Source organism: Saccharothrix syringae, assembly GCF_009498035.1.
Taxonomy (GTDB): domain Bacteria; phylum Actinomycetota; class Actinomycetes; order Mycobacteriales; family Pseudonocardiaceae; genus Actinosynnema; species Actinosynnema syringae.
In genome coordinates this window covers 5,591,228-5,605,499 of the sequence record NZ_CP034550.1, presented here as the reverse complement: position 1 = coordinate 5,605,499, position 14,272 = coordinate 5,591,228, and the positions used below count along the sequence as shown (strand labels likewise).

Here is a 14,272-nt window from a genome sequence, read left to right as displayed (position 1 = left end):
CAGCCGGTCGGCGCTGGATGAGTCGTCCGAGTCGTCACGGGGACAGGGGGAGGGTGATGACCAGTCGTGCTCCACCGTTGGGATGGTCGGTGGCGTGGAGGGTGCCGTGGTGGTTGGTGGCGATGCGGCGGGCGATGGGCAGGCCGAGTCCGGTGCCGCCGGTGTCGCGGGTGCGGGCGTCGTCGAGGCGGGTGAAGCGGTCGAAGACGCGTTCGCGGTCTTCGAGTGGGATGCCGGGGCCGTCGTCGAGGACTTCCAGGGTCGCGTGGTTGTTATCGGTGGTCAGGCGGACGGTGATGGCGGTGGTGGCGTGGCGTTCGGCGTTGTCGAGCAGGTTGCCCAGCAGGCGGTCGAGCAGGCTGTGGCTGCCGTGTACAGGGGTGGGGCGGCCTGGCAGATCGACGGTCAGGGCGTGGCGGCTGCGCCGGTGGGCGGTCTGGTCGCGAACGAGCGTGGTGAGGTCGACGATGTCGCTGCCGGGGGTGGTCGTGGAGGTGTGGTCGAGGCGGGCGAGCAGGAGGAGGTCGGTGGCCAACTGCTGCAGGCGGTGGGTGTCGGTCAGTGCCGCATCGACAACGGCGGGCCAATCGGTCAGGCCGGGGTGTGCGGTGGCGATCTCCAATTCGGCACGCAGGGCGGCGATCGGGCTGCGCAGTTCGTGGGAGGCGTCGGCGACGAAGCGCCGGTTGTCCTCCACCACGGCCTCCAACCGGTCCAGGGTGGCATTGACCGTGGTGGCTAGCGCGGCGACTTCATTGCGTCCACGAGACACGGGCACACGGCGAGTCAGGTCGTGCTCGGTGATGTCGGCCATCTCGCGACGGATCGCCTCCACCGGCCGCAACACCCGCCCCATCGCGACCCACACCACCAGGGCGAATAAGCCGATCAGCAGCAACGCGCCACTATACAGCGACAGGGTTCGCCCATTGAGGGCGCGCTGTACCTGGGCAAGTTTTTCGACCCCTGGTCCGAGCATCTCCTGTGCCAACGGCAATGATCGCCCTCTTCGCTCTCCTGTGTCTGAAACCACCGAGTAGGTTATGTCGTTCGGATCGATCAAGGGCCACAGAGACAGGTCGGGAACCATCGCATAAGACGTGTGCGACGCTTCGCAGACAATGGACTTGTCTGTTAAGCTGTCCCCGGCTTCGAAGTATTCCATCATTTCTTTGGACTTGATTTGCATTATTATTCCGTCGTTCTCCCCGGTGGCGCTCTTGCAAGTATTTTCCCATTCCAGCAGGAGGATCCTTCCTGTGGGAAAGATCCTCATGACCGCCCCGTTCGAATCTTGAAAATGGCCGCTTACACACATGTCGTCGACTTTCACCGGCGAGGCATGCGGTTGCATGGCACTGTTTCGTGAAATCATTGCGGCAAGCATCGTTGCCGCAATGACCGGCACCGCGACAATCAATGTGGCAATGAGGGTAATCTGCTTGCGCAGTGAACGTGAGCGATGTGCTCGGCGGTTCATGTCTGAATTCCCTCGCTTGTCCGGTGGGTGTGTACGGTCGCGTGCCGTTGTGGTGCCGTGTCACTCGGAAGGCTGTCGATATTCTGGTGTCGCATGTCCATGTGGATTCTGCTTGGCTTGAGCGCAAACGTGAAGTAGTCCTTCGGTGAAAATTCCGTCGGTACTGTTCATCAATGCTGCGGTGAACCACATGACTTTTATGGACGGTGGTAGTCGGTGTCATCACAATGACGGTCGACGGGGTGATATTCGGGACGACCGGTGCGTGATCCGTCCGTGTATGAGCCCTGTTGGGAGATTTTCCTGCTCATCCGGTTCCTTTTGTGCCTGCTCGGCCGGTGGTTGACGCTGCAGAGGGGGATGGTTCGCCGGGGCGGCGGGGTGTCGATCCTGTGGTGCGTGGCGCTGGCGGAGGCATCGACCGGGTTCGGATCGTGACAGGGGCTGCGTCGCGTACTGCGGCGATGAGCACGGCCTTGGACAGAACCTTGCCCTGACGACCGAGCAGGAATTCCATCGCCGTGGACTCTTTGGTGATCAGCGTAACGGATGTGCGATCGTGGCGGCAGGTGCACGCAGTCGGCTCCCGGCTCCCGGCGTGGCGGGCCGCGGTATGGCGTACCTGCAGGCCAAGATCCGTGGACGGGCTACCGGCACAAGTAGGAGAAGAGCTTGGCCGAGTAGTTGTCCGTATCGGTGTCCCGCCCTCGGTCTTGTCCGGTTCAGCGTCCTTCACGATCGGCGTCCGCCCCTCCGTCGTCTGTAACCGCTCGCACACCTGTAGCCGTTGAGGTTGGACGACACAACGTCCAGCACGACCATGTCGTAGGGGGCGCACCCGCCCGCCACGGCCTGTCGGGAGCGTTGTGCTTCATGTTGATGGTGGAACTCCCCATCGCGAGTCTGCGGGGCGAGCAGTCGGTCAATCGGTGGTCGTCCTCCAGTAGCACCAGCATGTCAATACTGTGCCGTAACCGAAAGTGCCATCCTGAAGTCCGCTTAAGCAGGCTTCAGCGTCTCCACAGGGGTGCACGGGCAGAGTGTGGACGGCGCTCCAGGAGTTTCGCTTTTGAAGGATGCGTTGAGGCTTTCGGCAGCGTTGTCGGCGGAGCTGCCGACCGCGCCCATGGATCGGGTCACTCCAGCAGCGAGGTCCTCTCCGCCGCGATGACAACCGTCCGGCTGATTCTGGCTACCAACACCTCCTCGGTGCCCTGGCCACCGCCACGCTCAGCCCGCTCACACCGCCACCCGGCTTCGACACCACCCGCCGCTTCTGCCCGAGCCGCATCGGTCCCCGACCGAAACACCGTGTCGCGCACGCACGGCAACCGGTCGTGGAAGGCGAGCTCAGGGTGTTCCGGGAGGCATCGGCTGCCTCAAACGCTTCATCGCCCGCGAGGTCTACCGCGCCCTGACCAGCACAGCAATCAGCCACACAGCCCGAACCACCCCAATACCGACAGCTTAACTTCTATAGGAGCATCCTCGGTCGTTGGCGTCGGCGCGTGCAGCGGGTGGACCACCGGGACAGGGGAATGCGGTCGAGGGCTCGCGTGGCCGAGGATGCGCGGGGCACGCTGTGCGGCATGCCCACCCGACGCTTGGAGATCCTGCTGCCAGCCGATGTGACAGTCCGCGAGTACGCGGCCGTCGCCCACGCTGTGTGGGCGGTGTTGAACGCGGCCGGATTCGGCGGGGACAGTTCGCTGCGACCGGACGATGGGATCAGCGACGCGGAGTTGAATGCCGCGTTCGACCAGGACGTGGCCGGTTACCCGTGGGCGCCGTGAAGGTCTGCGATCACGGTGGTGTGCGGCTGGCCGGTGGGTCTCGCCGCCGGCTGGCAGCGGCCGGGTCGATCTGGTTGCCCGATACGTTGACCGGGTGAGGGGGCCTACGAGGACGAGGGCTACTGGCCCGAGTGCGGATGGCCACTGCCGAGTTGGCCACCGGGACCATAGGGCAGCGGTGCCCGATCCCCGTCGACTCCGAACAACCAGAGGAGGATCAGCCGGGGGTCGCCACCACGGCAGCGCCCGTCAGTGCCACGGTGGCGGCCCGGCGCCCGGTCACTTCGTTGGTTGGGCGTCCTGGTGCGTATCGGTCACCCCGACGTGTCGTCCTTGGAGGCGTGACGTGTGCCGCTCGAAAAGTCGTCGTTGCTGGTCAAGCGGCATGTCTGTACTCGTTGATGAGTCCGCCGAGGATGCGGGTGCGGTGCGGTCTGTGGGTGTCGGGGGGCGTGTGCCGCGGTGGGGTGCTGCTGAGCTTCGGGTGGTAGTTGGTCGCGGGCCTGGTGGGGTCGGTGTCGGTTGTAGTGGTCTTCGTAGGTGTTGAGGACATGCCGTGCGTGGCTCTCGCCGGTGATCAGGATGTGGTCGAGGGCTTCGCGTCTGATGGTGCCGGTGACCCGTTCGCAGTGGGCGTTCATCCGAGGTGCCTGTGGCGCGCTCTTGATGATGCGTAGGTCGTCGGCTTGGAAGACGGTGTCGAACGCTTCGCCGTACTTGCCGTCGCGGTCGCGTAGCAGGAAACGCGGGGGCTCCGTGCGCGTTCCGAGGTCAGTCGCGAGGTTCCCGGCCTGCTGGGTCGTCCACTCCCGTGTCGGGTGAGAGGTGACGCCGGTGACGTGCAGGCGGCGGGTGTCGTGTTCGAGGAACGCCAGTGCGTACAGGCGCCTGCCGAGCACGGTGTCGAGGTGGGGGAAGTCCGCCGCGATGATGCCCTGGGCCTGGGCGGTGAGGAACTTCCGCCGGGTCGGGCCGGTTCGCCCTGGATCCGCCGGTGACCCCACCGCGGGTTCTCCCGGGCGAGCCGCAGCACGGGCTTCTTGACCGCCGCTCGAGTCGGTGGGCGTCCGGTGCGTCGACGCGCGGAGTGGTCCCACTTACGAGCCACGAGCTTGCGGTGCCAGGCGAGCAGGGTGCCCGGCGTGACCGGGAAGATCTCCCGCCATCGGTGACGGTCCACCAACCCGGACAGGGCGGCGAACCAGAACCGATCCGCGGGCGCGTAACGGACCGGACCCGTCAGTTGCCGACGAAGGACCGCGTTCTCGTGCCGCAGCACCAGCAGTTCGGCGTTCTTCGCCGCCTCGCCGCGCAGCAGCACCGACGGCACGGACAGCAACCTCCGGGTCACCTTGTACAGCAGGGACACGATCACCCGGCCATGCTCTCAACACGGTGGCCCCTTGCCCTACCAGCGACGATGACTTTTCGAGCGGCACAGGATGGACGAGGACGACACCCGCACCCTGCTCGCCTGTGAGGTGGACTGCCGGCCGATCCCGTTCCAGGACCGTCACGAACCTGTGGGACAGCATCCGGGTGTTGCGCCGCAACCTGATCGCGGCCGGGATCGGCGGCCGGGCCGTGCACCTGCTCGACCTGCAGGGCGTCGGCTGGTTCGGCCGTCCCGACAGGGCGGGCGACTTGGAAGCGCTGTGGGCCAACCTCCAGTCGGTGTTCCGGGCCGTCGACAAGATCCGGCACGGCGGCGCGAGCGCCTACCAACCCCAGGTGGCGGTGTTCGCGGACGACGTGTCGCCCAACTACCAGGCCGCGCTCACACCGGCTGGGGAGAACTCCTACGGGTTCGCGGGCGACCAGCTGCCCAACCTCGTGGAGGACCTGACCCGGTTGGGCACGCCGGTCCGCCACTACCTGCTCAGCGACCTGACCAAGGGCACCTCGACCTCAGCGCCATCAAGCTCGCCGTACTGCCCAACACGTACGTCGTGCTGTCCGCCGTGCGCTCGGCGATCAACACCAGGCTCAAGACGCCCGGCCGCACCGTACTGACCCTCTACGCCTCCGGGTACGTGCAGGACGACCAGGCCGCCTCGACCGCGTCGATGACCGCGCTCACCGGCATCACCGTCGCCAAGGGCTCGGGCACGCCCGCGCTGACCCAGGACTACTCCTTCGTCGGCCAGTCCGGCGGTCCCGGCTACCCGCTGACGCCGTGGTTCACCGTCACCGATCCGGCCGCGACGCCCCTGGGCACCTACCGGGCGGGCGGGGTGTCATTGGCCCGCAAGGCGATTTCAGGCGGAGTGGGCCTGCTGGAACTCCTCGATCAGCGCGCCGGGGATACGTCCCCGGTCCGAGATGTCCCGTCCCTGACTCCTGGCCCATTCGCGGATCGCCTGGTTCTGCTGCTTGTCACCACCAGCGGGAACGGTGGTCCGCGTGCGACGCTGCCCGGCGCTGCGTGATGTGCGGCTGCCGGTTCGTCGGCCCTTGGCGACGAAGTCGGCGAGCGTGTTGCGCAATCTGTCGGCATTGGGTGTGGACAGGTCGATGGAGTAGTCGACTCCGTCGAGGGCGAAACCGACGGTTTCGTGTGCCTCGCCGCCGTCGAGGTCGTCGATCAGTTGGACGATGGTCTGCTGTGCCATGCGAAGACTCCTTCTCGGGGTTGTCTGTTCCGCGATCGCTGCGAGCATGGTGCATGAATAGGGTCGGAGTGAACGCACAACCGGCCTGTCGGGTGTTGTGATCATATTTACCCGCACGAGGGGATGCAATACATTCCGGTGAGCGGAATGTTGGGTGGTGTCGGTTGCTGTTGACGCATGAAGAGCCTTCCTGCTGTCCGGCTCCGGTCTGCGGTCCGGATCCATCGGTGCCTCTTTCGATCACGCTGTCGACACCAGATTTGAGGGGGAACCGACGACTTCGTTGAGCAAACCTCGGACTCCCGGTCTGGGCGGTGGTCTGGCGGGGCCAGGCGCAGGGTGTGGACGAACGAAAGCCGGTCGGGGTCCAAGCGGGCTTCAGTAGTGGCGGTGTGCATCAGCGAGCGGATCCCATGGTGGACCAACGGATGCGTTCAGACGTCCTGCTCGACCCCGTCGGGCGAGCGCGAGCGCAACACCTGCCCGGGACCGCACTGGTGGGTCTTGAGCTCGTCCAGCGCGGTCTCGATTTCTCAACCTTGACGGTACAACGCCGCCAACTCCTTCGCCGGCGCCCGACGGTGGCCGAGGATAGTGGTGATCAACCGGTAGGGCGCGACCTACCGCGACACAGTGAGATCCTCCAGTGTGTACTCGACCACCCGCACCGTCATCGCGGTGTTGTTCAACCTCCTGATCGGCGGGTGACCGACTCGGCCGTGCTTCTTCCGAGTCAGCGGTGGTGTGGTGATCGATGGGCGGGGCAACGCGGCTGGGACTGTCGTGGCGGCAGCGGATGGCAACCGCACTTGGTGGGCCGGTCGGAGATCGGTTGAGCTTGGAGGACCGAGGGCGCGCGAGCGGGTCTGCCGTGGTGTGCACCGGCGCGGATCACGGTGTTTATCCGCGGCTCTGCTCGTTCTCCGTATTCCTGGTCGCGCCTGACGGGTCGGTTTGCTCCGGCGTTGGGTCGAGGTCGTCGAGTTGGTGTTGCACGCGGTCGGCGTCGGTGTCGCGGCCTTGTTCCCGGTAGAGCTCCAGGGCTTCCCGCCAGGCGGCGCGGGCCTGGTGGTGGTGTCCGAGCGCGGCGTGGGAGTGGCCGACGCGGTCGAGGGAGTCGGCGACCGCGGTGGTGTGGCCGAGGTCGCGGAGCAGCGTGAGCGCCTGCTGGTAGCAGTCGACGGCCTGGCGGTGCCGGCCGGCTTGGTGTTCGAGGTAGCCCAGGCTGTCTAGGGTGCCCGCCTCGCCGTGGACGTCGTGGTGGCGGCGGTGCAGGGTGAGGGCTGCCCGGCAATGTTCGCGGGCGGTGTCGAACTCGCCCAGGCGCGCGGTCAACCAGCCGACCGCGTTGAGCGCACGGGCTTGCCACCGAGGCTGGTCGTGGTAGAGGGCCAAGGCGTGACGGGCGTGTTCCAGGGCCTGCCGGTCGTCTCCTCGCCGCATCCAGACCCGCACCAGGTCGTGGTGGGTATGGGCCTGCTGGGTCGGGTTGTGGTGGTGTTCGGTCAAGGTCAGCGCCTGGTGCAGGTGGTCGGTGGCCTGCTCGTACAGCCCCGCCTCGGTGTGGCCGAGACCGAGGTGCCGCTGGGTGAGGATGCGGGTGGTGGGGTCGGGCAGGTGCTCGGCGGCGTGGGCGGCGGCCTGCCACACGACCAACTGGTCGTGGTGGTGTCCCCGCAGGTAGTGGAAGGTGGTCAGGCTCCAGGCCAGCTGCCACACGACCTGGTGGCGGTGGTGGGCGGCGGCGGTGTGCTGGACGGCGAGCAGGTGGGGATGGTGGACGTCCAGCCAGGCCAGTGCGGCCGGGTAGTCGGGCAGCGGCTGGGGGTGGACGCCGGGGGCGGGCGGGTCCAGATGGATCGGATCGCGGTGGGGGTGCAGCAGGCGTTCGGCGGCGAACGCGGTGTGCAGGTGGAAGTCCATCACCCGGGTCAGGGCTGCTTCCCGCAGGTGTTCGGGTAGGTCGTGGGCGGTGGTGGCGGCGTAGGCGCGGATCAGGTCGTGCATGGTGTAGCGGCCGCCGGGCCGCCGTTCGAGCAGTGACGCGTTCTCCAGGGCGGACAGGGTCTTGTGTGCGTGGGCCGGGGTCAGGCCGGTGAGGTTGGCGGCAGCGGGCAGGGTGGTGTCGGGGCCGGGTGCGATGCCCAGCAGCGCGAACACCACCCGCTGCTGGTCAGTGAGCCGGTGCAGGGACCAGGAGAGCACAGTGGGCAGGCTGGCGGCCGGGTCGGTGTCGTGGTCGTGGTCGAGCATCTCCAGGCCGAGTTCGCGCAGTTCGGCGGCGACCTCGGTCAGCGGGACCTGTGGGCGGGTGGCAGCGTGACGGGCAGCGATCGCCAGTGCCAACGGGTGGCGTCCGCACAGCTCGAGCAGTTCGTCGGTCGCGTTGGGCTCGGCGGTGACGCGGTCGGTGCCCAGGCGTGTGATCAGCAGGGCTCGGGCTTCGGCGTCGGTGAGCACGTCGAGGTGCAGGTGGCGGGCGCCGTGGCGGTCGATCAGGGAGGCCAGTCGGGTGCGGCTGGTGACCAGCACGGTGCAGGAGGTACCGCCGGGCAGCAGGGGGGTGACCTGGTCGGCGGTGGCGGCGTTGTCCAGCACGACGAGCATCCGCCGGTCGGCGACCTGGCTGCGGTATCGGGCGGTCAGGGCGTCGAGGTCGGAGGGCAGGCTGCCGGGGTCGGCGCCGAGGGCGGTCAGGAAGCCGCGCAGCGCGTCGGCCGGGTTGGTGGGCTGCCCGGTGGGGCTGAAGCCGCGCAGGTCGACGAACAGTTGGCCGTCGGGGAACTGGTCGGCCCGTCGGTGGGCCCAGGTCAGGGCGAGCCAGGTCTTGCCGATGCCGCCGGCCCCGCCGATAGCCGAGATCACCACCGTCCCCGCCAGCGGGTCCCGGATTTCCGCGTCCGACTCGGCGAACACGCCCTCGCCGTTCGGGACGGTGGAAGTCAGGGTGCGGTCCAGTTCGGCGAGTTCGGGGACGCGGCCGGTGAACAGCGCGGGCGCGGCGGGCAGCTGGCGGGGCACCACCGGCGCGTGGCCCACCTGCGCCGCGGGGGCGGTCAGGGCGGGGTCGGCGGCCAGGATGCGCTGGTGGAGCTGTTGCAGGTCCGGTCCGGGATCGGCGCCCAACTCATCGACCAGTCGAGTACGCAGCCGCTGGTAGTGGTCCAGGGCGTCGGCCTGGCGGCCGCAGCGGTAGAGGGCGAGCATGAGCTGGGCTGTCACGCGTTCGTCCAGCGGGTGCGTGGTGGCGCGGTCGGTCAGCTCGGGCAGCAGCGTGGTGTGTCGCCCGAGTTGGAGCGCCAGGTCGATGCGGTGGGTGTCGGCGGCGAACCGCTCGCGCTCCAGCCCCTGCCGCACGCCGGTGATCCACGGCGTGTCCAATCCGGCCAGCGGCTCTCCCCGCCACAGCGCCGCGGCCTGTTCCAGCAGCTCCAGCGCCCGGGCCGGGTCGGTCTCGGCGCGGGCCCGGGCGACCAGGCGCCGGAACCGGTGCAGGTCCACCCGGTCGGGATCGACCAGCACGACGTAGCCCTCGCCGCGCCGCTCGACGACTACCTCGCCCGCGAGGTCGGCGTCCGCGAGCAGTCGGCGCAGCAGGGACAGGTAATTGCTGACCAGCTGCCGGGCCCGCCGGGGCGGCTGTCCGCCCCAGACCCGGTCGATCACCTGCCCGGTGGCCACCGGGCGGTCGGCTTCGACCAGCAGCACCGCCAGCACGCACCGCTGCCGGGCGGGCCCCAGGTCGACCGGTGTCCCGTCGACGAGGGCCTCGACCTGGCCCAACACCCGCAACTCCACCTCCACCGCACAGACCTCCCCCGCCCGGCACCCCGCGAAGAAGTCCTGATTAGGCCCGCCACTCCTGGTGCGGCACCGCTGAACAGACGATCCGAATCACGTCCTGTTACCGGACGACACCGAGCGCCGACGACACCACCCGCCACAGCCTGTCAATGTGAAGTCTCAGGACTTGCTTGACGTTTTGTCGTTGGGAGACGCTTGACGCGATCTCGGGTTGACGCCGGCGCCGGTGACGTGGAGACGAGTGATCGGCGTGAGGTCGCGACGAGGGCGGACGGCGATCTCTTCATCGCCGTGTAAGACGCGCAGGTGCGTGTCCTCGATGACGACGGTGACGACCTTGCCGCGGTGGCGGGGACCTAGCTTGATCCGCTGACCACCGACCATGATCCGCCCGGTGGCGTGCACTTTCCGTTGCGCGCGAAGCGATCCAGCGGGCAGCGGCGGAGGCGGCAGCGGTGTCGACGGGGTTCGCGCGCCGTGAATGCCGGCCAGGCGGTCGGTGCTGACCGGGCAGGGCCAGGTGCCGATCAGGGCGTTGTCGGTGATGGCGTGCATGAGATGCCCGTCCAGGCGCAGTGTGACCTTGCGGCCGGCCCAGGCGAACCCGACCAGATGCGGGCGGCCGGCGATAGTCACCCGGCCGTCCTTGGTCACCGACCGTTCGACCTCAACCGCGCCGCCCTCGGGCAGTACCGGGATGCCGTTGCGGCGGCGCAGCGCGGGCTTGGCGGGCGGCGGCCCAGCAGATCGGGCACCGCGCATGGCCAGATGTTGGAGGTCCTCGGGGCGCAGCCGGGAGGCGACGGTGCGCATGACGTGCCCGTCGAGGCTGACATGGACGCTGCGCAGGTCGGCCCAGACAGTCACCAGCCGGCCCGCCATGCTCTCGTGCAGACCGATCGATTGACGGCCGGAGCAAACGGTGAGCTGGCCGCTGGGCGGAACCCGTGCCTGAAACTCCACCGCGGCGCCCTCGACAGTGCCGTCTGTGAGCAAGGCGGGCGGTTCGATCACGTCCACCGGCAGCGTCGACGCTGCCGGCCGTTGTTCTGGCGTGTCGGGATGCGGGGCCGCCTCCTCGGATGGGTCATCGGTGTCGGTGACACCGCCCGGGTCCGCGCCGAGGTCAAGACGGGTGGGGCCGTTGGGGCGGAAAAGCCGGCTGGGGTGGCCATGTCCAGGGCCTGGTGGGGGCGCTGACGGTTGTAGCTCTCGACCCACCCGTCGATCGCGGCCTGTGCGGCGGCAACAGACTCGAACGGTGCGACGCGATCGAGAAACTCCTCCCGCAGTGTCTTCTGCAACCGCTCAACCTTCCTTGTGATGGTCGGCGAACTCGGCTTGGTCAGGCGCTGTTTGATCCCGTTGTCCCGGCAGATCCGTTCGAACAGCACCTCGACCGGCTGGGGCTTGATGAACCGGCCGGTGAACTGCCCGCCGTTGTCGGTCAACACCTCCGACGGGACGCCGTAGCGGCGCATCGCCGCGGTAAACGCCGCGCAGATCGCCCGCCCGGACGGCACTGCGACCACCGCCGCAACCACGACGAACCGGGAGCGGTCGTCGATGCCGGTCACCAGCTTGCAGGACCGACCGTCGGCCAGCGGGACACCGCCGACGATGTCTATCTGCCACAGGTGCATGGGCTCGGCCCGTTGCCATCGCTTGTACTTGCGTTTGTGTTGCTGGGCTTGAGGATCGATGAGTCCGTTGCGAACCAGGATGCGGTGGACCGTCGCCCGTGACGGCGTGGGATCAGCTCCACGCCGCCCCAGTTCGTGGCTGATCCGGCGGGCGCCCCAACGCGGATGCTGCCGGCGTAACTGGCAGGTCAGCGCCTCGATCTCGGCCATGACCCGATTCGAGCTGGTGCGTGGCCGGCGGGAGCGGTCGGCCAGACCGGGCATGCCCTCCTGTTGGAACCGCCGCCGCCAGATGTGCAGGGACTGCCGGGACGTGCCGTAGCGGGCCGCGACTTCGCTGATTGGGGAGCCGCCGAGCACCTCGCACACCGCTCGATAGCGGTACTCCGCCAGTGTTTCTTGATCCACAGAGTCACAAGATCAGGACGTCGGTGATCGTCAAGCATGTCCTGAGTACGAAACGTCAAGGATCTCCTGAGACCACATAGCGGCAGGTGTTCTACATCCACGAATCGGCACTCTCGACACCCGTTCCGAATGACGACGCAACGGACGTCATGTGCAACCAGTTGCTGTGGTTGGCATTCGCGGGCAGGGAATTGCATCGCCGCGTACGATTGGTGCCGGTCGCGCGACACGGCCCACGGGATTCGTTTACCCTGATGACCTTCGCCCGGCCCTTGCGGTCATTGGCCTACACCGGGACGGCCACCGCAACGGTATTCACCGAAGGACACGACGCCGTCTACAGGCCGTTGGTGGCCGAGTTGGACCGGATCGCGCTCGATCCGGACCGGACCGTCGAGGAGTTGCGCCGTCGCGCCGACGCCCTCAGCGGCACCGCGATCCACCAGGCGGCAGCCACGACCACCGAAGGACACCCCACCCGATGACACCCCACCCGACGACGGCCCGCCCTACGACGCCTCCTCGGCGCACCGGCACCGACCCGCGCCGCCCGCACGCCGCCCCGTCGACCGGTCGCGAACTGCACACCCCGGCGGCGTCACCCTGAGGGCTGATCCGGCTGTGGGTTCCCGGTGATCGCCCGCATCGTGCTGGACGCCGCAGACGCCGTCTCCGCCGACGCCGTCTCCACCAACATCGTCTCCGCGGGCGCCGTGCCGGATGACCCCGCCCGTCTTGTTGAACATGTCGCTCCGGTCCGCCAGGCCGTGGCCGAGTCGGACGGACCGCCCGCCGACGTCCCGGAGATCAACGCGACGCTGGCCGCACTGGCTTACGCGATCACCGCGGGCAGGTACCTGCCCGCCGACGGCCGCCAGAGCACCCTGCACACGGCACCCGGCCGGACAGCGGGATCGACGCAGGGCGAGGCAGGTCGCTGTCGACCCGCCCGGCGCGACGGTGGTCGGGTTCAGCGGGCCTGGCCGCAGTCGGCGGAGACGGGAAGCAGGCGCGTCCAATCGGGACGCACGGCGATCCGGCCGCGCTCGTAGGCGTCGGTGACGAAGCAGGGGACCAGATAGGGCATCGGCGGCGTAGGGAAGGTGCCGTCGAAGAACCGCGCGTGGGCGGCTGATCCGGGACGGCGTGACCCTGGACGACGTCGCCGCCTCCGGGCATGACACCGGCGCCCCCTCGACGCCGTGTTCCAACAGCTGAGAGCCGCCATCGCGCAGGCCGTCGGCACGGGCCCGCACCGGACCGACGAGTCGTTGGAGGCCGTGGCCCGGGTTCTGGTCCTAGTCGTGGTCGAGCGGGTGCACGAGGCGGCCTGGGCGGTGGTGCTGGCCGGGCGGGCGGCCCGCGCCCACGCGCTGGACCGCGCGTTGGCCCAGGCTCCGACCCCCCCGGGATCCTGGAGCGCCGCGAGACCGATCGATTCCGCGAGGAGATGGACCTGCTGCTCGACGACGTGCAGACCGGTTGGACCGGACGTGACCCGGGCCGGCTCCGCGCCGACGTCGACCGGCTCCAGACCAGGATCGCCCGGTTCCGGGAGTGGACGACCCGCCGGCGGGAACACCGTGCCTCCACCCCCGGCGTGCGCCCGACCGAGGACCGGTGAGCAGGGGACAGACGAGGCGGGGGAATCGACGTGCTCACCGCCGCGCAGTGGCGCATCGGACGGGTGTTTGACGGCTCCCCAATGCCTGCATCGCCTTCTCCGGCGACAAAGCCTCCGGCGTGCCGCCGGAGCCGGCCGCTGTGGAGGCGCGGCGACGCGGCCGGCGGCTCGGGGTGCTGCTCGCACCGGCCTGCGTCGCGGGCTGCTACGTCGTCGTCGAAGGGCTGGCCGTGCCGTACGCCGGTGAGCTCGGGCAGGGCACGGCGGCGGGTCTGCTGCTCGCGGCCGGTCCGGCGGGCACGGTGCTCGGCACCGTGCTGGTGGCCCGGCTGGGTCCGCAGCGCCGCCAGCGCCTGATGGTTCCGCTCGCGGTGGCCGCCTGCGCACCGCTCGTGCTGTGCGCATGGCGGCCGGGCCTAGTGCTCACGCCGGTGCCCCGTGGGGGTTGTCCGGCGCGGCGTCCGGCTACCACGTGGTGGCCCGCGCGACGTTCGTGCGGCTGGTGCCGGACGAACGCCGCGGGCAGTGCCTCGGGCCGGCCGCCACCGCGCTGCACACCGCCCGGCGTGGCGGGATCGTGCCGGCCGGCCTCGCGGCGACCGCGACGTCCGCCTCGGTGGTCGTCGCGGTCGCCGGTGGGCTCGGCGCGGTGGGCGCGTCGCTGGTGACCGCGGCCTGGCGACGCGCGAACTCCAGCTGACTGCCCTGGTCAGGCCACCGCCGCAGGCGTCCACTCGTTACCCCGCAGGGTCCACTCGTTCCCGTCGCGGCGCAGCGTCCACTCGTTGCCGCGGGCGGCGGTCGTGGCGGTCCGGGTCCACTCGTTACCAGCGATGACGCGCATGGGGTGCTCCTCGTTACGGGTTGTGCTGGGCCAGGGGAAACCGCACCCGGACGGACTCGTGACG

At 69.0% G+C, this 14,272-nt stretch carries 11 protein-coding genes and 1 pseudogene; 6 read left to right on the top strand and 6 right to left on the bottom strand.

The window, feature by feature from the left end:
• Window positions 1-34: 34 nt before the first annotated feature.
• Window positions 35-1,480 (bottom strand): sensor histidine kinase, encoded by a 1,446-nt coding sequence (locus tag EKG83_RS24305; protein WP_153278340.1) that lies wholly within the window; start codon window positions 1,478-1,480, stop codon window positions 35-37.
• Between the two features lie 1,556 nt (window positions 1,481-3,036).
• On the opposite strand from EKG83_RS24305, the gene EKG83_RS24300 reads away from it, so the two are divergent.
• Window positions 3,037-3,273 carry a hypothetical protein gene (locus EKG83_RS24300; RefSeq protein ID WP_153278339.1) on the top strand — a complete coding sequence of 79 codons (237 nt, stop codon included), beginning with the start codon at window positions 3,037-3,039 and terminating at the stop codon, window positions 3,271-3,273.
• Window positions 3,274-3,587: 314 nt separating this feature from the next.
• Here the strand turns inward: EKG83_RS24300 and EKG83_RS48165 are convergent, their stop codons facing one another.
• Window positions 3,588-4,277: a transposase gene (locus EKG83_RS48165; RefSeq protein WP_228122182.1), complete on the bottom strand. Its 690-nt coding sequence runs from the start codon at window positions 4,275-4,277 to the stop codon at window positions 3,588-3,590.
• Between the two features lie 538 nt (window positions 4,278-4,815).
• On the opposite strand from EKG83_RS48165, the gene EKG83_RS24290 reads away from it, so the two are divergent.
• Entirely contained in the window at window positions 4,816-5,286 is a 471-nt protein-coding gene (locus tag EKG83_RS24290) for a hypothetical protein (RefSeq protein ID WP_153278338.1), read from the top strand.
• Window positions 5,287-5,531: 245 nt separating this feature from the next.
• On the opposite strand, the gene EKG83_RS24285 is transcribed toward EKG83_RS24290, so the two are convergent.
• The 3 genes and pseudogenes from EKG83_RS24285 to EKG83_RS49755 all read right to left on the bottom strand — a co-directional run bounded on the left by EKG83_RS24285 (window position 5,532) and on the right by EKG83_RS49755 (window position 11,740).
• Entirely contained in the window at window positions 5,532-5,885 is a 354-nt protein-coding gene (locus EKG83_RS24285; RefSeq protein WP_033436002.1) for a histone-like nucleoid-structuring protein Lsr2, read from the bottom strand.
• A gap of 900 nt (window positions 5,886-6,785) precedes the next feature.
• Window positions 6,786-9,689, bottom strand: coding sequence for an AfsR/SARP family transcriptional regulator (locus tag EKG83_RS24280; protein WP_033436001.1), 2,904 nt, complete (start codon window positions 9,687-9,689; stop codon window positions 6,786-6,788).
• A 159-nt stretch (window positions 9,690-9,848) separates the two neighbouring features.
• Window positions 9,849-11,740 (bottom strand): annotated as a pseudogene (locus EKG83_RS49755) (IS481 family transposase).
• An 86-nt stretch (window positions 11,741-11,826) separates the two neighbouring features.
• Here EKG83_RS49755 and EKG83_RS24270 point away from each other — a divergent pair.
• The 4 genes from EKG83_RS24270 to EKG83_RS24255 all read left to right on the top strand — a co-directional run bounded on the left by EKG83_RS24270 (window position 11,827) and on the right by EKG83_RS24255 (window position 14,064).
• Window positions 11,827-12,225 carry a Scr1 family TA system antitoxin-like transcriptional regulator gene (locus EKG83_RS24270; RefSeq protein WP_153278337.1) on the top strand — a complete coding sequence of 133 codons (399 nt, stop codon included), beginning with the start codon at window positions 11,827-11,829 and terminating at the stop codon, window positions 12,223-12,225.
• Window positions 12,226-12,372: 147 nt separating this feature from the next.
• Entirely contained in the window at window positions 12,373-12,792 is a 420-nt protein-coding gene (locus EKG83_RS24265; protein WP_033435999.1) for a hypothetical protein, read from the top strand.
• Between the two features lie 398 nt (window positions 12,793-13,190).
• A complete protein-coding gene (locus EKG83_RS24260) occupies window positions 13,191-13,364 on the top strand; it encodes a hypothetical protein (protein WP_153278336.1) in 174 nt (57 codons plus the stop codon).
• Window positions 13,365-13,809: 445 nt separating this feature from the next.
• Window positions 13,810-14,064, top strand: a complete 255-nt coding sequence (locus tag EKG83_RS24255; RefSeq protein ID WP_051767094.1) for a hypothetical protein — start codon at window positions 13,810-13,812, stop codon at window positions 14,062-14,064.
• 9 nt (window positions 14,065-14,073) lie between these two features.
• Here the strand turns inward: EKG83_RS24255 and EKG83_RS49110 are convergent, their stop codons facing one another.
• Window positions 14,074-14,208: a hypothetical protein gene (locus EKG83_RS49110; RefSeq protein WP_265590283.1), complete on the bottom strand. Its 135-nt coding sequence runs from the start codon at window positions 14,206-14,208 to the stop codon at window positions 14,074-14,076.
• Window positions 14,209-14,272 lie beyond the last annotated feature (64 nt).